Source organism: Actinomyces israelii DSM 43320, assembly GCF_000711965.1.
GTDB lineage: Bacteria > Actinomycetota > Actinomycetes > Actinomycetales > Actinomycetaceae > Actinomyces > Actinomyces israelii.
Genome location: NZ_JONS01000017.1, coordinates 66,207 through 88,578, shown reverse-complemented (window position 1 = coordinate 88,578; position 22,372 = coordinate 66,207). Strand labels below are relative to the sequence as shown.

The following is a 22,372-nucleotide window of genomic DNA, read 5'->3' as shown; positions in this document are numbered from 1 at the left end:
TCACCCCCCAGACCCTCGACCGCCTCCACAAAGGCCTCACCAACCACACCAGCCCAGACACCACCCCCGGCGACCTCGGCCTCGGCCACCACACCAGCCCCCTCATCACCACCCACGGCCCCCACCCCAACGAGAACCCCGGCGACTACGAGACCACCCCCTACCACCCCGCCCTCCACACCCTCGGCCTGACCCCACTACTCGACACCATCCCACCCTTCTAAAACACGCACACACCACCAGCGGTCGGGGCCGAGCGCGACCATGTCAGGCATCAATCCTGCGGAACGGATTCCGACGGCTGCGCCAGGCGACGAGCCACAGCACGTAGACCAGACGTCAGTGCCTGATTGCCGGCAGAGCAGGGGGAGTACCTGCTGAGCACGCACCGCTAAGCAGGCGCACTTCTGTCGCAAAGGGGAAAGGCGTGTGAAACCTGCCGGACCCATCGGCCTTAGTAGGCTTTCGTGAAAGAGTGGGCAACGCCGTCGTACACCCCCGCGCAGGAGGCACCATGGACAAGCAGCAGGAGTACGTGCTCCGCGCCATCGAGGAGCGCGACATCAGCTTCATCCGGCTGTGGTTCACCGACGTCTCCGGGCGGCTGAAGTCCGTGGCCATCGCACCGGCCGAGGTCGAGGGCGCCTTCGAGGAGGGCATCGGCTTCGACGGCTCGGCCATCGAGGGCCTCACCCGGGTCTTCGAGTCCGACATGCTGCTGGCCCCGGATCCCTCCACCTTCCAGATGCTGCCCTGGCGCGACGACGTGGGCGGGGTCGCCCGCATGTTCTGCGACGTGCTCACCCCCGATGGCGAACCGGCCCGAACCGACCCCCGCTCGGTGCTGGAGCGCCAGCTGGCACGGGTCGCCGAGGCCGGCTTCACCTGCTACATCCACCCCGAGATCGAGTTCTACCTCGTCAACCAGGACCCCGACGGGCGCATTCGCCCCACCGACGACGCCGGCTACTTCGACCACGTGCCAGGCGGCACCGCCCACGAGTTCCGGCGCCGGGCCATCCTCATGCTTGAGCAGATGGGCATCTCCGTGGAGTTCTCCCACCACGAGGGCGGTCCCGGGCAGAACGAGATCGACCTGCGCTTCGCCGACGCCCTGTCCATGGCGGACAACATTATGACCTTCCGCGCCGTCGTCGAGGAGGTGGCCCTTCAGGAGGGCTGCCTGGCGACCTTCATGCCCAAGCCCTTCGCCGACCGGTTCGGCTCGGGCATGCACACCCACTTCTCCCTGTTCGAGGGCGATCGCAACGCCTTCTACGACCCCGCTGGCGAGTACCAGCTGTCGGCCACGGGCCGCTCCTTCATCGCCGGGCTCCTGCACCACGCGGCGGAGATCTGCGCGGTGACCAACCAGCACGTCAACTCCTACAAGCGCATGTGGGGCGGGGACGAGGCCCCCAGCTACGTGTGCTGGGGCCACAACAACCGCTCGGCCCTGGTGCGCGTGCCCATGCACAAGCCGGGCAAGGGCCAGTCCGTGCGCGTGGAGTACCGCGGCATCGACTCCTCGGCCAACCCCTACCTCGCCTACGCCGTCATTCTGGCGGCGGGTCTGAAGGGGATCGAGGAGGGCTACGACCTGCCCTCGGAGACCGAGGACGACGTGTGGGCGCTGACCGAGGGCGAGCGCCGGGCCATGGGCATCGGCGCCCTGCCGACCTCGCTCAAGCGGGCCGTGGCCGCGATGAGCGACTCCGACCTGGTGGCCGACACCCTGGGAGAGGACGCCTTCGAGTACTTCATGCGCAACAAGCGCCGCGAGTACCGGGCCTATGACGCCCAGGTCACAGCCTTCGAGCTCAGCCAGTTCTTCCCGCCGCGCGTCTGACCCAGTGGCGACGTGATGACCGGACGCTGGAACGAGACCTCCTCGCCCCCCTTCGGCCGACGGCGCACGAGCCCGCGCTCAAGACTGGCGCGCGCGGGATTCGCCGAGCTCGACCGCGCCGAGTCCTGCCTGCACGACGAGGCCCTGAGCCGCCTGCTCCCCGTCTCGCAGCCGCCCTCGGGCGACGGCGGGCTCGACCCCGTCCGGGCCCGGCTCGTCGAGGAGATCCGCCAGACCGCCGACCCCGACCTCGCGCTGCTCTCACTGGTGCGCCTGGCCTGCGCGGTCGTCCCCGACGGCGAGGGGCTGCGGGCGCTCCTGGCCCCCCTGGGAGCCGGGCCCGTCGGCCCCGAGACCTCTGCCGAGGGCCCTGCGCGGGAGACGCGGGCGCACGATGAGCACCGCCGTAGGCTCCTGGCCGTCCTGGGCTCCTCCCGCGCGCTGGGGGACTTCCTGGTCGCTCACCCCGACCGCCTGGCCGCCCTGGAGACGGCCCACGCCATCGACGCCCCCGGGCAGGCGCCGGTGGGCGCCGTCCTGGCGGAGGCGGTCGCAGCCGTCCTCGGCGCCGACGACGGCGGGAACCGCCGCGCGCGCATCGAGGCGGCCACGGCCGCCATGCGCGTGGCCTACCGCGACCGGCTCCTGGCCATCGCCGCCGACGACCTGACCAGCTCCGACCCGCTCGCCCACATCCCCGTGGTCGTCGAGCGCATGACCAGGCTCGCCGACGCCGCCCTGGAGGCGGGTCTGACCATCGCCCGCGCCGGTCTCGGGCCCCGTGCCGATGCCGTGGCCCTCGCCGTCGTCGCCATGGGCAAGACTGGTGCGCGCGAGCTCAACTACGTCTCCGACGTCGACGTCGTCTACGTCGTGGGCCCCGCTGCCCCCTCTGGCGACCCTGCCGCCTCCGGGGGGGCCGCCGGACCCGTTCGGCCCGTCGACGAGGACGACCTGGTGCGCCTGGGCACCGAGCTCGCCGTCGGGCTGGCCCGCACCACCTCGGCCAGCGGGCGGGAGCCGCCCCTGTGGCCGCTGGACACGGCGCTGCGTCCCGAGGGCAAGGACGGGGCGCTGGTGCGCACCCTGGAGTCGCACGTGACCTACTACGAGCGCTGGGCATCCTCCTGGGAGTTTCAGGCGCTGCTCAAGGCCCGCCCCTGCGCCGGGGACGCCCGGCTCGGCGCCGCCTACGCGCGCGCCGTCGACCCCTTCGTGTGGCGGGCCAGCAGCCGGGAGAACTTCGTGGACGACGCCCGGGCCATGCGCCGGCGCGTGGAGAACGAGTCCGGCAGGGCCGGGCGGGAGGACCGCCGCATCAAGCTCGGTCCCGGCGGGCTGCGGGACGTGGAGTTCACCGTCCAGCTCCTCCAGCTCGTCCACGGGCGCGGCGACGCGCGCCTGCACGTGCGCTCCACGCTCGGCGCCCTGGCCGAGCTGTCGGCGGCCGGGTACGTCGGACGCTCCGACGCCGCCGAGCTGGACTCCTGCTACCGGCTGCTGCGGCTGCTGGAGCACCGCAGCCAGCTCTACCGCCTCCAGCGCACCCACGACCTGCCGCGCGGCGAGGACGCCCTGCGCCGCCTGGGGCGGGGCATCGACCGGCGCGTCATGGGCGAGCCCGAGGCGCTGTGGGCGACCTTCACCGCGGTGCGCCGGCGCGTGCGCGCCCTCCACGAGGAGATCTACTACCGGCCGCTGCTCACGGTGGCGGCGACGCTGAGCGCCGACGAGATGGCACTGAGCCCGCAGGCGGCGCGCGAGCGACTCAAGGCGGTGGGCTACCTCGACCCCGACGGCGCCCTGCGCCACATCCACGCCCTGACCGAGGGGGTCAGCCGGCGCGCGGCGATCCAGCGCCAGCTCCTGCCCGTCATGATCGGCTGGCTCGGCCGGGGCCCCGACCCGGACAACGGCCTGCTGTCCTTCCGGCTCCTGTCGGAGCGGATCGGCGGCACCCACTGGTACCTGGCGATGCTGCGGGACTCCCGGGCCGCCGCCCAGTCCCTGTGCCACGTCCTGTCCGGCGCCCGGTGGACCACCGAGCGCCTGGCCGAGAGGCCGGAGTCGATCGCCTGGCTCGACGACGCCGGCGAGCTGGCCGCCCGTGATCCCGCCGTCCTGCGCTCGGAGGTCCGCAGTCTTCTGCGGCGACGCGTCCTGACCGCCGACGACGAGCCGGGCCTGGAGCGCCAGGCGGCGGAGGCGGTGCACGCGGTCATGAGCGTGCGCACCCGCGAGCTTGTCCGCGCCGCGCTGGCGGACTCCCTGGACGGCGTGGACCCCGAGCGCACCGCCGGCATCCTGACCGACACCACCGACGCGGTTCTCGACGGGGTGCTCAGCCTGGCCGCCGGCATGGTCATCGCCCTGCGCGACGGCGCCGCCGCGCTCGCCTCCGGACCGGAGCCCGACGGCACCTGGCCCGGGGCGCTGGCCCGCCACGCGGTGATCGCCATGGGGCGCCTGGGTGGGGCCGAGACCGCCTACGCCTCCGACGCCGACGTCCTGTTCGTCCACGATGTCCGCCCCGGTGCCGACCCGCGCGCGGCCGCCGACGAGGCCGAGGCGGTCGCCCGCTGGGTGGTGCGCCTGCTCTCCCAGGCCCAGCCGCACCCCTTCGAGGTCGATGCGGACCTGCGTCCGGAGGGACGTCAGGGCCCGATGAGCCGCTCGCTGGGCTCGTACGCCGACTACTACGAGCGGTGGTCGGCGGTGTGGGAGCGCCAGGCGCTCCTGCGGGCCCGGGCCTGCGCCGGTGACCCCGGGCTCGGGCGCGCCTTCGAGGAGCTCGTGGCGCCCCTGCGCTGGAGCCCGGACGGCCTGGACGACAACGACATGCGGGAGATCCGCCGTCTCAAGGCGCGCATGGAGGCCGAGCGCCTCCCGCGCGGCACGACGCCCGCGCGCCACCTCAAGCTCGGGCCCGGCGGCCTGTCCGACGTCGAGTGGGCGGCGCAGGTCCTCCAGCTCCAGCACGCGGCGCGAGTACCGGGGCTGCGCACGACGTCGACGCTCGCGGCCCTGAGCGCGGCACGCTCGGCGGGCCTGCTCACCGAGGCCGAGGAGGCCGACCTGCGCGGCGCCTGGCTGCTGGCCTCGCGCGTGCGGGCGGCGACGGTGCTGGGCACCGGGCGGGACCACGGGGAGCGCATCGAGGTCCTGCCCAACGGTCTGCGCGAGATCCGCCTGGTCGGCCGCCTGGTGGGCATGGCCCCGGGGCGGGAGCGCGAGCTGGAGGACCTCTACCGGCGGCGCGCCCGGCACGCCCGTCGGGTCGTTGAGCGGGTCGTCTTCGGGCGGGCCGGTGAGCCCCGGTCGGACGTCGCCGGGTCCGCAGGCCGGGCGGCTCAGAACCGGCAGGCCGGTGGCTGTCGCCAGGTTGCTGGGAGCGGAGCGGAGGCCGCAGGGCGTCGGGACCGCGCGGGCGACCGGGCGGCGGGCACGGCCGGGGGACGGCGGACGAGCGCGGCCGGGGGACGGCGGACGAGCGCGGCGGTCGCCTCGCCGGCCGAGACTCCCACGGGCCCTTCGACGCCGGGGCGGCCCGCCACCGGGCCCCGGCGGGCCGCCGCGCGTCGCGGAGGCGGGCCCTACCCGTGGTCGTGAGTGGCCGTGACCACCCCTGGGGCTCTGCGCAGGAGACATAACGTGTTCCCTGGCAGGATGGAGCCGTGAAGCTTCTTCTCGTCCGTCACGGACGGACCATCGCCAATATCATGGGCGCCCTGGACACCGCTTTTCCCGGGAACTCTCTGGACGCCACCGGCCTGACCCAGGCGGCCTCGCTGCCGAACCGGCTCGATACCGACCAGCTGGCCGAGATCTCCTCACTGTGGACCTCGCCCATCGCCCGGGCGCGCCAGACGATCGCACCGCTGGAGGGCGCCACGGGCCTGACGGCGGACATCGACTCCGGGCTGCGCGAGGTGCTCGCGGGCGACCTGGAGATGTGCACGGACGCGCGTTCGGTGGCGTGCTACACGGACACGACGCGGGCGTGGATGATCGGTCGCACCGCCGCGCGCCTGCCCGGCAGCCCCGAGGACGGCGCCGACACCTTCGCCCGGTTCGACGCCGCCGTCGCCCGCATCGCGCGCGCGACGGCGGCGGACGTCGGAGCAGACGGGACGGCCCTGCTGGTCGCCCACGGCACCGTCCTACGCCTGTGGACCGCCCTGGCGGCCGCGCCGGGCGGCGGGGCGGATCCCGCCTGGATCGCCGACCACCCCATGCGCAACACGGGCATCAGCGTCGTGGAGGGCGACCCGGAGTGCGGCTGGAGCCTGGTGGACTGGAATGAGGGGGAGTGGAGCGCGCCGACAGCGCCGGACCGGGCCGACGTCGCGGCGTGAGGCTGCGGCGGAGGCGGCTTCGGCGGCCCGGCGCGCCGCCGTCTCAGCGGCCTGTCACAGGTTGTGGCAGAAGTCGAACTCGTAGGGGTGCGGGCGCATCCGCGTGGGGAGGATCTCGTTGTCCCGCTTGTAGCCGATCCAGGTGTCGATGAGGTCAGGGGTGAAGGCGACGACTGAGTGCGGGCCACTGGAACGAGGTCGTTGAAGGTCCTCCGGACCGCCACGTCGGGGCTTCCGGGCTCAGGGTGCCTGGGACTACTCTGGGTGAGCTCCGCGAGCGCGTCACATCGAGGCTTATTCATAGGCCTGTTGTGGCTGTTTGAGGGGGTGCGTGTCGCTGGAGGTGGTGGCCTGTTCCTGAGAGAGCTTCGAGTGCTCACAGAAAACACCTTGAGAGGCAGGCCGCCACGGGGAGTGCTGGCACGCCCGTCAGTCGTGGGCTCGTCCTCGGTGTCTGCCAGGCGATCCGCTCCAGTGGTGCGGGCGTGCCGGTGGTGGAGGACCTGGACCCCGCCGCCCGGCTCATCATCGACGGAACGCTCCTTCCCTGCTGGTCGTGGAGGAACCGCCCAGATCTCTACCCGGGCAGGCACCGCACCACCGGGTTCAGTGCCCAGGTCGCCCGCACCCTGAGCGGCCACTTGGCGTGGGTCTCAGACCCGCTGCCCGGACGCGTTCACGACACCGCGGCCATCAGGACCAGCGGCCTGCTCCAGGTCCTCGCGGGCAGGGCGCGCCCCATCACATCGGGGACCGGGGCTGCGCCGGGCCGGGAGTAATCACCCCCAGACGCAGGCCCCCGGGCCGGCCACTGCCTAAGGCCGACAAGGACTGGAACAGACCCATCAGCACGACCCGCTGCAAGACAGAGCGCACCATCGCCAACCTGAAGACCTGGAGGGCCCTCCACACCGACTACCGCCGCCCCATCAACACCTTCGAGGAAACCCTCACAGCAATCCTCGGAATCACATTCACATACACCCTATGAATAAGCCCCCAGGCCCGGCCAGATCCAGATGCAACCGGGTTCTTGCAATTTGAGACGGTAGTTGCGAGGCGGGGCGAGGGCTGCTTGAGGACCGGGGTGCGCTTCGACCGAGTCTCTCCCAACATCTCGCTCGGCCTGGAGCGCTCAGGCCTGCAGGCGGGGTGCGAGAGCCTTGCGGCGCGCGGCGCGAAGGGCTCGTCACCCTGGCTCGCCACGAGGCCGACGACGAGCGTCTGCTCCGTCCGCCCTGTCTGGAGAGCCATGGGTTCCACGGGTTGCAGAAATGGGATGCAGAATGGGTACGGGGAGGTGCCGGCGCCGCCCGGGCGGATCACTCACAGCACGGAGGACAGGAAGGCCTTGGTCCGCTCGGCCCGGGGATTGTCCAGCACCTCGGTGGGCAGGCCGGATTCGCGGATGACGCCGCCGTCCATGAAGATCAGCTGGTCGCCGACCTCGCGGGCGAAGCCCATCTCGTGGGTGACCACGACCATTGTCATGCCCGAGGCTGCCAGGTCCCTCATGACCCGGAGGACCTCGCCGACGAGCTCGGGGTCGAGCGCGCTGGTCGGCTCGTCGAAGAGCATGAGCTCGGGGTCCATGGCCAGGGCCCGGGCGATGGCCACCCGCTGCTGCTGTCCGCCCGAGAGCTGGGAGGGGTAGTGGTCCACCCGGTCGGCCAGGCCCACTCGCTCAAGCATCTGGATCGCCCGCTCGCGGGCCTCGGCCCTGGAGATCCTCTTGACCTGGACGGGCGCCTCCATGACATTGCCCAAGGCCGTCATGTGCGGGAAGAGGTTGAAGCGCTGGAAGACCATGCCGATCTTGGCGCGCTGCCGGGCGCGCTGCTTGTCGGTCAGGGCGTGCAGCCGGACGCTGCCGTCGGCGCGCCTGACCTCCCGCATGCCCATGAGTTCGCCGTCGACCCACACCCGGCCGGCGTCGATGGACTCCAGCTCGTTGATGCAACGCAGCAGGGTCGACTTTCCCGAGCCGGAGGGGCCCACGAGCACGGTCACCGAGCCCGAGGCGACGGTGATGTCGATGCCCTTGAGGACGTGCATCTCGCCGAAGAACTTGTGCAGGCCGCGTATGCGCACCTTGGGCGTCGCGTCCGCCGGGTCGGGGGCCTCTGCGCCGGGACCGGCTGCGTCGAGCTTGTCGGGCGCCGTCATGGGGTGACCTCCAGGAAGGGGTTGTCCTTGGTGGTGTGCGAGTCGAGGATCGCCTGCTGGCGGTCGGACAGCGTGCGGCCGTTCTTGGATCCGGAGGCCGGTGCGGAGCCGCTGAAGCCCTTGCCGTAGTAGCGCTCCAGGTAGTGCTGGCCGACCATGAGGATCGAGGTGATGATGATGTACCACAGGGCCGCGACAATGAGCAGCGGGATCGTCTGGTAGGTGAACGACGCGTAGGAGTTCGTCACGAAGGTCAGGTCCAGCGTGAAAGGCACCGCCAGGACCAGGGACGTCGTCTTGAGCATGGAGATCGTCTCGTTGCCGGTGGGCGGGACAATGACCCGCATCGCCTGGGGCAGCACGATGCGGCGCAGGATCTGGCCCTTGCTCATGCCCAGGGCCCCGGCGGCCTCCGCCTGGCCGGCATCGACGCTGGCCAGGCCCGAGCGGACGATCTCCGACAGGTAGGCGCCCTCGTTGATGCCCAGTCCGAGCGTCGCGGCCACGAAGGGCGTGAACACCGACGTCGTCTTGAAGGTCAGCAGCTCGGGGCCGAAGGGCACGCCCAGGCTCAGGTACTGGTAGAGCGCGGACAGGGCGCCCCAGAACACCAGCTGGGTGTAGATCGGCGTGCCGCGGAAGAACCACAGGTATCCCACCGCCACCCAGCGCAGGACGGGGTTGGAGGACTGGCGCATAATGGCGGTGGTCACAGCCAGGATGATGCCGATGGCCATGGCCAGGAAGGTCAGCAGCAGGGTCCAGCCGACGGCGCGGACGACGCGGACCTCGCGGAAGAAGAACCACACCGTGTCCCAGTGGAACTTGTCATTGGTCACCAGCGCGTGGATGAGCATGGCGCCCAGGACGGCGACGATCGTGGCGCTGATCCAGGTCCCGGGGCGCGGGACCGGCTTGAGGCGGTTGAGCTGGACGGGCGCGTCGTCGGCTGCGGGTGCTGGGGGCACGATTCACTCCTCCACTTTCGGGTTCATCTCGGCGGTGGTCAGGGCTGCGTCCTGAATCCCCCAGGCGTCCAGGATGTCTTTCCAGATGCCGGAGTCCATGAGGTACTGGATAGCCGCCTGGACCGCCCTGTTGAGGTCGGGGCTGCTCTTGGACATGACGACGGCCTGGGGCAGGGCGTCCTCGATCTCGCCGACCGTCTCCACCGCCCCGCCGGTGTTCTCGACGGAGTAGCCGGCCACGGTCGAGTCGGAGTAGACGGCGTCGATGACGTCGCCCACCAGGCCCGTGGTGGCCTCGGACTGGGTGGAGTAGGAGCGCACGGCGATGGCGGGCCGGCCGGCGTTGGTGCACCCCCGGGAGTCCTCCCGCACGGCGTCCTCCTGGCTCGTGCCGGTCTGGACGCCGATTGTCAGGCCGCACAGGTTGAGATGGTCGGAGGGATCCACACCCTTGGGGTTGCCGGACACCACGTCGAAGCGCGAGCCGACATTGATGTAGGCGATCATGTCCATCGCGGCCTCGCGCTCGGCGGAGACCGTGAAGGAGGAGATGCCCGCGTCGTACTTGGTGCCCACCGCCGCCAGGATCGAGTCGAACTCGGCGGTGTGGGTGGTGGAGGTGACCCCCAGGACGGCCGCGATGGCCTTGGCCAGATCGACGTCGTAGCCGATCGCGGTGCCGCCGGTGTCGAGGAACTCGGCCGGCGGGTAGTCGGTGGCGGCGGCGATGTCGAGGACCCCGTCGGCCAGCGCCCCCTCGGGGAGCATGGCGATGATGTCCTCCTGCGGCTGGATCCCGGAGGTGTCGTAGCCCTTGGCGGGTGCGGATGCACCGTCGTTGCGCATGGCCTTCCAGTCCTCGGCGTGGGTGCAGCCGGTCAGGGCGCCGGACAGGGCGAGGCACAGGCCGACGGCGGTGCCGGCGGTCAGTGCGCGGGTGATCCTCATGGGGGCTCCTCGGGGGTGGGCGGGATGTGCGAGCCGGCGGTGCCGGTCCCGGTGCACCGACAGGGTATACGTGAATGAGTATAGATATGCGCATCGGGGGGGTGGTATCGCGCACGTTGTGCTCGCATGCGGTTCGCACGACGGCGCCGGCACGGGTCCCGACAGTCGAGGCGACCGTACGGGCCCTCGGCGCAGGTGCCGGTGCGCCGCCGCCGTCAGCCCGTCACAGGTCGTAGTAGAGCTCGAACTCGTAGGGGTGCGGGCGCATCCGCATGGGGACGATCTCGTTGTCCCGCTTGTAGTCGATCCAGGTGTCGATGAGGTCGGGGGTGAAGACGTCGCCCTCGGTAAGGTAGTCGTGGTCGGCCTCCAGGGCGTCGAGCGCCTGGTCCAGGGAGTAGGGCAGCTTATCGATGTCGTAGTACTCCTCAGGGGCCAGCTCGTAGAGGTCCTTGTCGATGGGCTCGCGGGGCTCGATGCGCCCCCTGATGCCGTCGATGCCCGCCATGAGGACGGCCGAGAAGCACAGGTACGGGTTGGCCGAGGGGTCGGGCACGCGGTACTCGATGCGCTTGGCCCTCGGTGAGGTGCCGGTGACCGGGATACGGATGCAGGCCGAGCGGTTACGGGCCGAGTAGACGAGGTTGACGGGGGCCTCGAAGCCCGGCACCAGGCGGCGGAATGAGTTCACCGACGGGTTGGTGAAGGCCAGCAGGCTGGGCGCGTGCGCCAGGATGCCGCCGATGTACCAGCGGGCGCAGTCGGAGAGCTGGCCGTAGCCGCGCTCGTCGAAGAACAGCGGCCTGCCGTCCTTCCACAGCGAGTGGTGGCAGTGCATGCCCGAGCCGTTGTCGCCGAAGATCGGCTTGGGCATGAAGGTGGCGGTCCTGCCCGCCCTCCAGGCCTCGTTCTTCACAATGTACTTGAACTTCATCATGTCGTCGCCGGCGGCCAGCAGCGAGGCGAAGCGGTAGTTGATCTCCTGCTGCCCGGCGGTGCCGACCTCGTGGTGGGCCCGCTCGATCTCGAGTCCGGCCTCCAGGCAGGTGCGCACCATGGCGTTGCGGGTGTCGACCATCTGGTCGGAGGGGGGGACGGGGAAGTAGCCGCCCTTGAAGGCGGTCTTGTAGCCCTTGTTGCCGCCCTCCTCGCTGCGGGCGGTGTTCCAGGCCGCCTCGTCGGAGTCGATGGCGTAGCGGGTGGAGCCGGGCGTGGTCTCGTACTCGATGGAGTCGAAGAGGTAGAACTCGGCCTCGGCGCCGATGTAGCAGGTGTCGGCGATGCCGGTGGACCGCAGGTGGTCCTCGGCCTTGGCCGCGATCGAGCGGGGGTCGCGGGAGAACCGCTCGTCGGTGAACGGGTCCACGATCGAGAAGTTGACGATCAGGGTCCTCTCCTCGCGGAAGGGGTCGAGGTAGGCGGTCGTCACGTCTGGCACGAGCTTCATGTCGGACTCGTGGATCGCGGTGAAGCCGCGGATCGAGGAGCCGTCGAACATCAGGCCGTCGGCCAGGGCGTCCTCCTTGAAAGCGGCCGCCGGGATCGTGAAGTGCTGCATGACGCCCGGCAGGTCGCAGAAGCGGACATCAACGAGCGCGACGCCCTCCTTCTCAATGTAGGCGAGGGCCTCGGACGCGTCCTTGAACATGTGTGTTCCTTCATCGGTGGTGTCCGCCTCGGGCGCCGGCTCGGGCACGACGGCGACGCGGTGTGCGGCTGGCAGCAGCCTATGGGGGCGCCGTGACGCGGGCGTGCCGCGTGTGTGTCCCGGTTGTTTCGCTGCTCCGGCGCCGGGGCCGGCCCGCTTCGGGCGACGGCGGCTCAGCGGCCCCGCATGGCCCGCCGGTCCGGGCGGATCTTGGTCGGGTCGATGCCCTTGGGGATGGGCAGGCCCTTGGACGACAGGGAGGACAGGCGCTTGGAGACCTGGCTGATCTCGGTGTCGGTCAGCTTGGTGGGCTTGGTCGGCAGCTTGCGGATGGTGGGCCACAGGTCGATCAGGCGCGTCTGCCCCTCGTCGATGCCGACGTTGATGACGTGCGCCGGCACGGTGGACAGAATGCGGCGCAGGACCCTCTGCTCGTCGGCGATCGGCCGCTGCAGCCGGCCGCCGGGGCCCTCGGCCACCAGCACCACCCCGGGACGGCCCACCAGGCGCCAGATGACGTCCTCCGTCTTGGGGTTGATGTACACGGGCTCGGACTCCAGGTACCAGCCGCGGCCGAGCACCTGGTCGAGCACGAGCTTGGCGGCGCCCGGCTTGCCCTCGATCTGGGAGTAGGAGGCGCGCCGCACCGTCCACGACAGGAGCGCCATGTCCGCGACGAGGGCCAGCAGCAGCGCTATGAGGACCCAGTACCAGACCGCCTGATCGGTGGCCAGGGCGAGCGCCACGGCCAGGGCGACGAGCAGGACGGCCGTCCCCAGCAGGGCCCACCCGATCCACGGGTAGGTCCTGCGCGAGATCGTGTAGGAGTCCTTGATGTTCTGGAGGGCGTTCAGGATGCGCTCGCGGAAGCGCTTCTTCTTCGGCCGGGCGCTGGGGGCGTTGCTCACAGTCCCCACCATAGCCGACGGCCCCGCCCTTCCCGCACGGCCACGGTCGATCAGACGGGTTTGCGACCCTCCGGGGCCCTGGTGAGCCAGAGGCGGGTCAGGAGGCGGCGTCGCCCATCCGTGCGACCAGGGCGCTCGCCTCCTGCCGGGCGGTGACCGGCGCGGCCAGCTCGACCATGTTCTCCGGTATGGGACGGCCCTTGGCGCGCATGGCCCTGCCCCACAGCGTGCCCGAGCGGTAGGACGAGCGCACCATCGGGCCACTCATGACGGCGGCGATGCCCATCTGCTCGGCGAGCTTCGCCAGGGCCACGAACTCCTGGGGCTTGACCCACCGGTCGATGGGGTGGTGCAGCTTGGAGGGGCGCATGTACTGGGTGATGGTGAGGATATCCACCTTGGCCTCGACAAGGTCGCCAATGGCGTCCTCGATCTCGGCGCGGGTCTCTCCCATGCCCAGGATGAGGTTCGACTTGGTCAGCATCCCTGCCTCGGAGGCCTGCCGCAGCACCGCCAGGCTGCCCTCGTAGGAGAAGGCGGGGCGGATGCGGCGGAAGATCCGCGGCACGGTCTCCAGGTTGTGGGCGAACACCTCCGGGACGGCGGAGAAGACCTCCTCCAGGGGCTCGGCCCGGCCCTTGAAGTCGGGGACCAGGAGCTCGACGCCGCAGCCGGGCAGCATCGCGTGGATCTGCCGGGCCGTCTCGGCGTACAGCCAGGCGCCGCCGTCGGGAAGGTCGTCGCGCGAGACACCGGTGACCGTGGCGTAGCGCAGCTCCATCTGCGCCACCGAGGCGGCCACCCGGGCGGGCTCGTCCTCGTCGTACTCGGTGGGACGGCCGGTGGCGATGTCGCAGAAGTCGCAGCGGCGCGTGCACAGCTCGCCGCCGATGAGGAAGGAGGCCTCGCGCTCGTTCCAGCACTCGTAGATGTTGGGGCAGTTGGCCTCCGCGCACACGGTGTGCAGCTTGCGCTGACGCACCAGGCCGCGGACCTCCTGGTAGGTCTGCGACACCACGGCGCGGGTCTTGAGCCACTCGGGCTTGCGCTCGATCGGCGTCTCGGCGTTGCGCGCCTCGACGCGCAGGAGCCGACGACCCTCGGGGGCGACGGTAGTGGTCACGAACCCTCCTCACACGGTGGCTTCACGGTGGCTTCACACGGCGGCTGCGCCCTCAGTGTATGCCAGCGGGCCCTCGATCTAGGACTGAGGGCCCACTCGGGCGCTGCGAGTCGGCGTGTCATGCGCCACCAGCGGTGCCAGGTGCTCGGCGAGAGCCGCGGCGACGGCGTCGGCCAGGTCGGCCGCGCGCAGGCGCTCCCCGGTCTCCGCCGCCAGCGAGGTCACGCCGGCGTCGTCAATGCCGCACGGCACGATCCGCCCCAGGTCGAAGGCGGCCAGATCCGGATCCACGTTCAGGCCGATGCCGTGCATCGTCGCGCCGCGGGCCACCCGCACCCCCAGGGCGCACACCTTGCGCTCCAGGCGGCGGGCCGGCCGGGGCGACCCAGGCTCGGCCGCCACCCACACGCCGGAGCGCCCCTCGACCCGGATGGTGGCCAGGCCGTGCCCGGCGCACACCTCGATAGCGGCCTGTTCCAGGGCGCGCACGTACCGGATCACGTCGATGGGGGAGGCCAGGCGCACGATCGGGTAGACCGTGAGCTGGCCGGGGCCGTGCCAGGTGGTCTTCCCGCCCCGGTCCACACGGACGACCGGCACATGGCCCGGCTCGACGAAGTCGCCGTCGGGCCGCTCCCAGGAGTGCGCCCTGCGGCCCACCGTGTAGACGGCCTCGTGCTCCACCATGAGGAGCGTCGAGGCGCGGCGGCCGTCGGCGACCTCCCGGTGGATCCGCCGCTGGAGCTCCCAGCCCTCGTCGAAGGGGACCAGGCGGGAGCCGAGATCGAGGTCCACACGGTGCACGCCACCACCATAGCCGCCGTAGGGTCGATGGCCGCCATGGGACGGCACGCTGCGCGCCGGACGGCCGAAAGTTATCCACAGGGTGCCCCAGACCTGGCGGTGCGGCCGGGCGGACGGGGACCATGACTGCTATGAGAACTCCGAAGCAGCGCCGCCCGGAGCCGCCGCATGACGACGGCCTCTCGCCCGCCCGGGACACCGATCTCCCCGAGAACATCCGCGACGAGCTCGTGGCCGCGGGCCTGGCCGTCGGCGAGCCGATGGGGCGCGACCGCCCGGGCCGTCTCGCCCCGCGGCGGGCCCTGGACTTTGCCGGCAACGACGTCGTGGTGCAGGTCGTCGACGTGCCCGAGGGCGCCGGCGGCGCACGCGCCCTGCGCCGCCTGGCCGACCTGCGGCTGGTGCGCAACGGATCGATCGCTCCGGTGCAGCAGGTCGTCTCGCTGCCGGAGGGGCGAGTGGCGGTGGTCAGCGAGCTCATAGTGGGCGCCGACCTGGCCGTGGTGCTGGGCGCCCGCGGCGGCCTGACCCGCGACGAGGCCGCGCGTCTGCTCGACGACCTCGGGGGCGCGCTGGCGCACCTGCACGAGCGGGGCATGGCCCACGGCGACGTGGCGGCCGCCAACGTCATTGTGAGCACCGACGGGCGGCCGGTCCTCATCGACCTGCTGGGAGGCGCCCTGGAGGCCGGCACCGGGGCGAGCGCGGCCCCCGAGCGCGGGGCCGGGGCGCCGGCGAGCGCCGCGGCGGACGTCTACTCCCTGGCCGCCCTCCTGCGCCAGTGCGCAGCGGGATCGCCGGCCCTGGCCGAGCGGCTGGACCGGGTGCTTCCCGACGCCCTGGATCCCGACCCGGAGGGCAGGCCCAGTGCGCGCGACCTGGCGGCCCGGGCCCCCGAGATCGGCCGGCCGGGGACCATCGAGCTGCCCGACGGGGCCAGGCTGGCCGCAGGGGCCCTGCGGGCCGCCACCGCGCAGCCCACGAGAGACGTCTCCTCGCGGCGGGGCCGCGGCCGTGGGGCCCGGCGCCCGGTCCGGCCCTGGGGCCCGGGAGGCCACCCGGCCGGCCGTCGACGGCGCGCCAGGCGCCTGGGTCTGGTGCTGCTGGTGATCGTCCTCGCGGTGGGCGTCAGCGCACTGGTCCGGGGGAGGCTGCCGGGCTGGAGGCACGGCGGGGCCGCCGTGCCGGCCACGGCGGCCCCGCCGTCCTCGGAGGCCCCGACCCTGACGGGGGCGGGCGAGTCCCCCGGCGGGACGACAGGGCCCCAGACCGAGGCGACGCCGACCGGGGAGGCTGCGGACGCGGAGGCGGCCGACGACATGCTGCCGGTCGTCGTCGAGCTCTCACTGGCCCGGGACTCCGCCCTCAACGAGGGCGACGCCGCCGCCCTGGCGTCCACGACCGTCCCGGGCTCACCCGCCGCCCTGGCCGACGAGGCGCTGATGGCGGCGATCATCGACTCGGGCGAGCAGATCGAGGGGCTGAGCACCACGGTGCACTCCGCGACCGGCGTGCCGGTCAGCCAGGAGACCGCCGAGAGCTGGACGGGCGCCACCGCCGTGCGCGTGTCGCAGTCGCAGGAGCCCTCGGTGCGCATCGGGGCCGACGGGACGAGAAGGGATGTACCCGCCCAGGCGAGGCGGGAGGTCGTGCTCGTGCTGGTCCCCGACCCGTGGAGGGTGGCCGAGGTCCTCCAGACGGGCTGAGCGTACTGCTCCGGCGCTCCGCCGGCGCCGCTCAGTAGGGCTCGGTGAGCACCTCCGCGACGCCCGCGTGGTCGAGGACCTCCCGGCAGCCCGCCACCATGGCGGCCGAGCCGCACAGGTAGACGTCCGCGCCCGACAGCTCGACGTCGGCTTCCCTCAGCGCGTCCGTCACCCTCCCGTGGAAGAGGCCGGGCGCCGTCTCGCGGCTCGCGCAGCGCACCACGCGACCGGGCAGGGCCGCCTCGACCAGGGAGGTGAGGTCCTCCTCGCGGCTGCGGCAGCCGAACAGGAGCGTGTCGTCCTCCAGCCCCCCGGCGTGGCGGAACATGGCCAGGAAGGGGGGCGAGCCCGGTACCGGTGGCGACGAACACGTGGCGTCGCCCGGTCTCCTTGAGCCGGTAGCGTCCCAGGGGCAGCTCGACGACGGTGCGCGCGCCCGTCTCGGCCCGCTCGATGAAGCGCGACCCCGCCCCGCCCGTGCGCGTCGAGACCAGCAGCCGGAGCGCCCCGTTCTCGAGCCCGGCGATGGAGTAGTCGCGCCAGGCGTCGTCGCCCACGTGAAGGCGGGCGAACTGGCCGGGCGCCCACGTGCCGACCGGCCCCTCCAGCTCCAGCGTCACCTCCCAGACGCTGGGCGTCAGGCGCCGCTTGGAGACGACGGCGGCGCGGTGCTTGCCCTCGGGCAGCACGCGGGGCCGGGCGGCGGGCCGGGCGGAGGGCCCGGTGCGCACGGCGGAGGCGATCATGGGCAAGCCCCGGGGGCCGAGCGCCTGGCAGGCGGCAGCCACCCCGCCCATCATGGCGCCGGCAATGCCCAGGCTCCCGGCGTCCTGACCGGACAGGAGCAGGCCGGGCACCGCCGTGCGCGGGCCCAGCGGCCGGGATTTGTAGCGCTGCGGCGTGGCGGGCATCCCGTAGAATGCTCCGGCCGGGTGCGCCGTGTAGTGCTCGAAGGTCAGGGGCGTGGAGACCTCCGTGTACTCCACCAGCTCGCTCAGGCCGGGCACGGCGGTCTCCGCGAGCGCCAGCATGCCGGAGGCGATGCGCTCCTTGAGCGCGGAGTACTCGGCGCCGCGGCCCCCCTGCGGGCGGTCCGCCCACGGGCGGAAGGCCCCGGCGCCGCTGAAGGCGATGATCTCGGCCGTGTGCGGCCCCCGCCCGGACTTGATGGAGGGGAAGGAGACGAAGACGCTGTCCGGCCGTCCGGCCAGCAGGGCGGCCGCGCGCGCATCCGGATCGGGCTGGCCGTCGCCGCCGGCCTCGTGGTCGAGGTCCCGGCTGACCCAGACGTTGCCGCCGTCCACGCCGATACTGCGCGGGTCCTCGCGCAGGCGCAGGAACACGGTCACGGCCGACATCCCGGTGCCCAGGCGCGCAATGGCTCGCCGCGCCGGGGCCGTGGCGCGTCCGATGGCGCCGTCGACGGGCAGCAGGCGGGACAGCGTGGCGGCCGCGCCCGCGGCGGAGACGACGACGGGGGCGCGGTAGGTCCGCTCGCGCGCATCCGGGCCCCGGCGGTCCAGCACCCGCACTCCGGCGGCGGCGCCGTCCTCGATGAGGATCTGCGTGACCTCCTGGGCGACGCGGACGGCCCCTCCCGCCTGCTCGATCCCCTTCTCGAAGGTGCGCGCGATGCGGGCGCTGCCGCCCTCGGGGAACCAGCCGCCGCCGAGGTAGTGGGAGACGATCATCGCGTGCGCGGCGAAGGCCGAGCGCGAGGGCGGCAGGCCGTAGTCGCCCCACTGGCTGGCCAGGACGGCCCTGAGGGCGGGGGAGCGAACACGGGCGTCCAGGTAGGCCTTCGTCGTGCCGGTGGCGGTGCGCCCGGTCAGGCGCTGAAGAAGTCCGAGGAGCGGGGCCGCGGGCCGGGGCACCATCTGCTGGGCGAAGCCGAGCGTCGTCCAGGCCGCGGTGCGGCGGACGTCCTTGAAGTAGCGCCGGATCGCCCGCGCCTCGGCGGGGGAAGGCCTCGATGAGGCTGCGCTCGTAGTGCTCGGGGTCGGAGCTGGCCCGCAGGTCGAGGCCCGGGTAGACGAAGCGGTCGTAGTCCTCGGGCATGCGGTTCCACTCCAGCTCGCCGCCGGAGAGGTAGTCGAAGTAGGTGCGGATCTGCGAGCCGGGGTCGAGCTGCCCGATGTAGTGCACGCCCACGTCCCAGGAGGCGCCGTCGCGCCGGAAGGCGTGAGTCAGGCCGCCGGGCTCCGTGTGCTGCTCCAGGACGAGGACCCGCTTGCCCGCCACGCGGGCGAGCAGTCCCGCGGTGGTCAGTCCCCCGATGCCGGAGCCGATGACGATGGCGTCGTATGTCATGTCGCACCTTGCTGCTAGACAGTGTCAAGTGGTAGCGTAGCAGGAAACTTGACACTGTCTAGCGGCGTGCGGGATCCGGACCTAGACTGCTCCCGTGGCGACTGAAGCAGTAGATCGGCCGGCCGGGAGCGGCGGCCGCGACCTGCGTGCCCGGCTCCTGCGGACCAGCCGCGAGCTCCTCGACGAGGGCGGCCCGGGCGCGCTGAGCATGCGCGAGGTCGCCCGCCGCTCCGGCTGCACCCACCAGGCCCCCTACCACTACTTCGCCAACCGGGAGGCGATCCTCGCCGCGCTGGTGCGCGAGGGCTTCGAGGAGCTCGCGCAGCGGCTGCACGAGGTGCACGACGGGCTCGAGGCGCGGGGGCTGCCTGCGACGCTGAAGGCCTCGGCGAACGCCTATGTCGAGTTCGCGCTGTGCAACCCCGGGGCCTTCCGCGTCATGTTCCGCCCCGACGTGTGCGATCCGGAGCGCTTCCCCGAGGCGGGGCGCGCCGGCGAGCGCGCGCGCTGTGAGCTCGCGCGCCTGGCGCGCATGGTGGCGGGGCAGCAGGCGCCGCCCGAGGTCGAGGCGCTGATCTGGGCCGGAGTCCACGGACTCGCGTCGTTGCTCCTCGACGGGTCGCTGGGGGCGGAGCTCGGCTCTCTTCAGGAGCGCCTCGACTTCGCCCGCAGGGTGACTCGTGCGAGCCTCGGGCCGCTCCTCGTGCTTGCGGACGGCGAGGTGAGCAACCAAAGTTGACATATGGAAGGTTGTCAACCTAAGTTGCTTACATGGATGCTCTGACCGCGGCCGCCGGGGCCGCCGACACCACTTGTCCGGAGGCGGGGCTGCGGGCCGTCGCGGCCCTGAGACGCCTCACCGACACCCTCGAGCTGGCGCAGGTCGAAGCCGCCTTGCGCTCAGGCATGGGATGGACGCAGATCGCCGATCATCTCGGCGTCTCCCGCCAGGCCGTCCACAAGAAGTACGCCAAGCGCGTGCCCCCGGGCCTGGCCCCCGCGCGAAGGAGATGAGCATGCCGCACATCAACCACTACCTGACCTGGGTCAACGCCACGTCGTCGGAGGCCGTCAGGCTGCGCCACCGGCAGATCGAGCCCGAGCACCTGCTGCTGGGCCTGATCGCCCAGGGCGGCCGGGCCGCCGCCATCCTCGGGGCGCACGGCGTGACCCTGGCCCGAGCGCGGGCCGCCGTCGATGAGCTCGCCGACGCCGACCTCGCACGCGTCGGCATCCGCCTGCCCGAGGGCCTGCGCCCCGAGCCCCTGGTCGCGGGCGACCTCATCGCGGGACCTGGCGCGGGGGAGATCCCCGTGTCGCGGGCCGCCACGGAGGCTCTTGACACCGCCGGCAGGGGGCCGGCCGGTGATCCGGGCATCCGGGTGCTGCTGGCCCTCACCGCCCGCACGCAGTCGCCGGCCGCCAGGCTCCTGACCCACTGCGATGTTGACGTCACCGCTGTGCGCACGCAGGCGGAGGAGGCTCGCGCACGGCCCGAGCCTGCTCCCGGTCGCTACCGGCTGACCGACGAGTACGCGTCATACGGCCTGGATCGCGAGCTGAGCCAGGAGCGCTTCGTCTCGGTGCCGGCGGCGGACCTGGCCGCACTGCTGTCGGACCCCGCCGGGCTGACCCGGTGGGCCGTGCCGCGTGAGGAGCTCGTCGAGCTGCGCGCGGACGGCGCCGTGCAGCAGGCCGCCGGGCGCTGCCGGACGGGCCGTATGCGCTGGCGGCTGGAGGAGGCCGCCCCGGGGAGGATCGTGTGGTCGTGCACGGCCGCCTCGGGACCCCGCGACGGCGAGGTCTGCCTTGTACGAGACCTGGCGCTGACCCGGGCGCCCGGAGGCACCCGGGTCCGCCTGACCCTGGCGCACCGGACCTGGGGACGGTTCGGCCCCGTCGTCTACTGGGCGTCCTGGCGGTGGATCCGCCTGGGTGCGGGACAGACGCTCACCGGCATCGCCCGAGCGGGGGCCGAGCTGCCGTGAGGGCGCGGGCAGCACCCGCCGCCAGGAGCGCGCGAGGCCCCGCACCCGAGGGCGCGGGGCCTCGCGCGCAGAGGAAGGGTCACAGGGGCCGCGGGACGGGGCTCACAGCCCCAGCTCGCCGGCGAAGTCGCCGTCCTCCAGGCGCCTCTTGACGGTCATGAGGTAGCGGGCGGCGTCCGCGCCATCGACCAGCCGGTGGTCGTAGGACAGCGCCAGGTGGCACACCGAGCGGACGGCGATCGCCTCGCCCCCGTCGGAGTCGGTGGTCACGCGGGGCCGCTTGACGATCGCGCCCAGGCCGAGGATCGCGACCTCGGGCTGGTTGATGATCGGGGTGTCGAACAGGGCGCCGCCGCTTCCGGTGTTCGTGATGGTGAAGGTCGAGCCGCTCAGCTCGTCGGGGTTGACCCGGTTCTCCCGGGTGCGGGCCGCCAGGTCGTTGATGTGCTTGGCCAGGCCCGGGATGCTGAGGTCGCCGGCGTTCTTGACCACCGGCACGAGCAGGCCGCGCGGGGTGTCGACCGCGACGCCGATGTGCTCGACGTCGTGGTAGGTCACCTGCCTGCCGTCGATCGTGGCGTTGAGCTTCGGGTGGGCCTTGAGGGCCTCGGTCGCGGCCGCCACGAAGAAGGGCAGGAAGGTCAGCTTCGTGCCGTTCCTGGCCAGGAAGTCGTCCTTGGCCCGGGCGCGCAGGGAGGCCACGCGGGTGACGTCGACCTCGACGACGGTGGTCAGCTGGGCGGAGGTCTGCAGCGAGCCCATCATGCGCTCGGCGATGACCTGGCGCAGGCGGCTCATCTTCTGCGTGGTGCCGCGCAGGTCGGTGTCGACGGCGGACCCGGGGGCCGGCCGGACGGGCTGGGCGGTCCGGGCGGGCTGGGCCGGAGCGGCGGCGGGCGCAGGCGCCGCAGCGGCCCTGGCCGCCTCTGCGGCCGCAGCAGCCTCGGCGGCCCTGGCGGCCTCCTCGACGTCCTGCTTGCGGATGCGCCCGCCCACACCGGTGCCGGTGACGGTGGTCAGGTCGATTCCCTTGTCCCGGGCGAGCCTGCGCACGATCGGGGTGACGTAGGCGGCGGAGGCGACGGCCGCGGCGGACGGCGCTGGGCCCGCGGACGGCTCGGTCCGCGGCTCGGTCGGAGCCGGCGCCGCGTGTCTCGGCCCGTATGAGGGCGCCGACGGCGCGCCGGGCGTCGGGGCGACGCGAGCGGGCGACGGGGCCGCCGGAGCGGAGACCGTCGCGGGTGTGGGCGCCGACGGCGCTGCGGGCGTCGAGGCGACTCGAGCCGGGGCTGTCGGGGCCGCGGGCGCGGGAGCGGCCGCCGGTGCGGGCGCCGACGGGGCGGGGGCGGCCGCCTCGGACGGGTCCCCGATCACCGCCAGGACGGTGCCGACCTCGACGGTCTCGTCCTCGGGCACGCGGATCTCCAGGATCGTGCCGGCGACGGGGGAGGGGACCTCGGTGTCGACCTTGTCGGTGGCGACCTCGAGGAGCGGCTCATCCACCTCAACGGTGTCGCCGACGGCCTTGAGCCACGACGAGACGGTGCCCTCGGTGACGGACTCGCCCAGAGCGGGCATCTTTACGGACTCGGACATGAT

General features: G+C 72.7%; 17 protein-coding genes and 2 pseudogenes. 10 read left to right on the top strand and 9 right to left on the bottom strand.

All coding sequences use genetic code 11. The features are described from left to right. The 6 genes and pseudogenes from O145_RS19040 to O145_RS19565 form a co-directional block, all read left to right on the top strand. A pseudogene (locus O145_RS19040) lies at positions 1–224 on the top strand (hypothetical protein); the annotation flags it as partial. Between the two features lie 290 nt (positions 225–514). Further along, positions 515–1,849, top strand: coding sequence for a glutamine synthetase family protein (locus O145_RS07770; RefSeq protein WP_043562013.1), 1,335 nt, complete (start codon positions 515–517; stop codon positions 1,847–1,849). Positions 1,850–1,864: 15 nt separating this feature from the next. Then, positions 1,865–5,458, top strand: a complete 3,594-nt coding sequence (locus O145_RS07765; protein ID WP_043562009.1) for a bifunctional [glutamine synthetase] adenylyltransferase/[glutamine synthetase]-adenylyl-L-tyrosine phosphorylase — start codon at positions 1,865–1,867, stop codon at positions 5,456–5,458. Between the two features lie 65 nt (positions 5,459–5,523). Next, positions 5,524–6,204 (top strand): histidine phosphatase family protein, encoded by a 681-nt coding sequence (locus O145_RS07760; protein ID WP_043562006.1) that lies wholly within the window; start codon positions 5,524–5,526, stop codon positions 6,202–6,204. A gap of 485 nt (positions 6,205–6,689) precedes the next feature. After that, positions 6,690–6,983 (top strand): transposase family protein, encoded by a 294-nt coding sequence (locus O145_RS19035; RefSeq protein ID WP_229118425.1) that lies wholly within the window; start codon positions 6,690–6,692, stop codon positions 6,981–6,983. Continuing rightward, entirely contained in the window at positions 6,950–7,195 is a 246-nt protein-coding gene (locus O145_RS19565) for a transposase family protein (protein ID WP_267489920.1), read from the top strand. The genes O145_RS19035 and O145_RS19565 overlap by 34 nt, the downstream gene beginning before the upstream one ends. A 335-nt stretch (positions 7,196–7,530) precedes the next feature. On the opposite strand, the gene O145_RS07745 is transcribed toward O145_RS19565, so the two are convergent. From O145_RS07745 to lipB, 7 genes are all read right to left on the bottom strand, one after another. Beyond that, positions 7,531–8,370: an amino acid ABC transporter ATP-binding protein gene (locus O145_RS07745; RefSeq protein ID WP_084682455.1), complete on the bottom strand. Its 840-nt coding sequence runs from the start codon at positions 8,368–8,370 to the stop codon at positions 7,531–7,533. Beyond that, positions 8,367–9,338, bottom strand: coding sequence for an amino acid ABC transporter permease (locus tag O145_RS07740; RefSeq protein WP_043562002.1), 972 nt, complete (start codon positions 9,336–9,338; stop codon positions 8,367–8,369). The genes O145_RS07745 and O145_RS07740 overlap by 4 nt, the downstream gene beginning before the upstream one ends. Before the next feature lie 3 nt (positions 9,339–9,341). Further along, the gene (locus O145_RS07735) at positions 9,342–10,286 is read right to left on the bottom strand and encodes an ABC transporter substrate-binding protein (protein ID WP_043561999.1); all 945 of its coding nucleotides are present in this window, start codon (positions 10,284–10,286) and stop codon (positions 9,342–9,344) included. Positions 10,287–10,509: 223 nt separating this feature from the next. After that, positions 10,510–11,934, bottom strand: a complete 1,425-nt coding sequence (gene glnA / locus O145_RS07730) for a type I glutamate--ammonia ligase (RefSeq protein ID WP_043561997.1) — start codon at positions 11,932–11,934, stop codon at positions 10,510–10,512. Positions 11,935–12,107: 173 nt separating this feature from the next. After that, positions 12,108–12,842: a DUF4191 family protein gene (locus O145_RS07725; RefSeq protein ID WP_043561995.1), complete on the bottom strand. Its 735-nt coding sequence runs from the start codon at positions 12,840–12,842 to the stop codon at positions 12,108–12,110. A gap of 97 nt (positions 12,843–12,939) precedes the next feature. Then, positions 12,940–13,965 (bottom strand): lipoyl synthase, encoded by a 1,026-nt coding sequence (gene lipA, locus O145_RS07720; protein WP_043561994.1) that lies wholly within the window; start codon positions 13,963–13,965, stop codon positions 12,940–12,942. 78 nt (positions 13,966–14,043) lie between these two features. Continuing rightward, the gene (lipB, locus tag O145_RS07715; protein ID WP_043561992.1) at positions 14,044–14,769 is read right to left on the bottom strand and encodes a lipoyl(octanoyl) transferase LipB; all 726 of its coding nucleotides are present in this window, start codon (positions 14,767–14,769) and stop codon (positions 14,044–14,046) included. A 131-nt stretch (positions 14,770–14,900) separates the two neighbouring features. Here lipB and O145_RS07710 point away from each other — a divergent pair, with 131 nt between their 5' ends. Next, positions 14,901–16,475: a protein kinase domain-containing protein gene (locus O145_RS07710; protein ID WP_084682454.1), complete on the top strand. Its 1,575-nt coding sequence runs from the start codon at positions 14,901–14,903 to the stop codon at positions 16,473–16,475. A gap of 31 nt (positions 16,476–16,506) precedes the next feature. Here the strand turns inward: O145_RS07710 and O145_RS07705 are convergent. After that, a pseudogene (locus O145_RS07705) lies at positions 16,507–18,785 on the bottom strand (FAD-dependent oxidoreductase). Positions 18,786–18,879: 94 nt separating this feature from the next. On the opposite strand from O145_RS07705, the gene O145_RS07700 reads away from it, so the two are divergent. Genes O145_RS07700 through O145_RS07690 form a run of 3 tightly spaced genes read left to right on the top strand, consistent with a single transcriptional unit; the run spans position 18,880 to position 20,773 of the window. Next, positions 18,880–19,524, top strand: a complete 645-nt coding sequence (locus tag O145_RS07700; RefSeq protein ID WP_052374823.1) for a TetR/AcrR family transcriptional regulator — start codon at positions 18,880–18,882, stop codon at positions 19,522–19,524. Between the two features lie 32 nt (positions 19,525–19,556). Next, positions 19,557–19,799, top strand: coding sequence for a hypothetical protein (locus tag O145_RS07695; protein WP_043561990.1), 243 nt, complete (start codon positions 19,557–19,559; stop codon positions 19,797–19,799). A gap of 2 nt (positions 19,800–19,801) precedes the next feature. After that, on the top strand, positions 19,802–20,773 hold the full coding sequence (locus O145_RS07690) for a Clp protease N-terminal domain-containing protein (RefSeq protein ID WP_043561987.1): 972 nt from the start codon (positions 19,802–19,804) through the stop codon (positions 20,771–20,773). Between the two features lie 102 nt (positions 20,774–20,875). Here O145_RS07690 and sucB read toward each other — a convergent pair whose 3' ends face one another. Then, a complete protein-coding gene (gene sucB, locus O145_RS07685) occupies positions 20,876–22,369 on the bottom strand; it encodes a 2-oxoglutarate dehydrogenase, E2 component, dihydrolipoamide succinyltransferase (RefSeq protein ID WP_043561984.1) in 1,494 nt (497 codons plus the stop codon). Between the last annotated feature and the right edge of the window lie 3 nt (positions 22,370–22,372).

Bases quoted from the DNA above. Each gene is read 5' to 3' on its own strand.
- O145_RS07695 (WP_043561990.1), top strand. From the start codon at position 19,557: ATGGATGCTCTGACCGCGGCCGCCGGGGCCGCCGACACCACTTGTCCG.
- glnA (WP_043561997.1), bottom strand. From the start codon at position 11,934: ATGTTCAAGGACGCGTCCGAGGCCCTCGCCTACATTGAGAAGGAGGGC.
- sucB (WP_043561984.1), bottom strand. From the start codon at position 22,369: ATGTCCGAGTCCGTAAAGATGCCCGCTCTGGGCGAGTCCGTCACCGAG.
- O145_RS07765 (WP_043562009.1), top strand. From the start codon at position 1,865: ATGACCGGACGCTGGAACGAGACCTCCTCGCCCCCCTTCGGCCGACGG.
- O145_RS07770 (WP_043562013.1), top strand. From the start codon at position 515: ATGGACAAGCAGCAGGAGTACGTGCTCCGCGCCATCGAGGAGCGCGAC.
- O145_RS07745 (WP_084682455.1), bottom strand. From the start codon at position 8,370: ATGACGGCGCCCGACAAGCTCGACGCAGCCGGTCCCGGCGCAGAGGCC.
- O145_RS07735 (WP_043561999.1), bottom strand. From the start codon at position 10,286: ATGAGGATCACCCGCGCACTGACCGCCGGCACCGCCGTCGGCCTGTGC.
- O145_RS07690 (WP_043561987.1), top strand. From the start codon at position 19,802: ATGCCGCACATCAACCACTACCTGACCTGGGTCAACGCCACGTCGTCG.
- O145_RS07710 (WP_084682454.1), top strand. From the start codon at position 14,901: ATGAGAACTCCGAAGCAGCGCCGCCCGGAGCCGCCGCATGACGACGGC.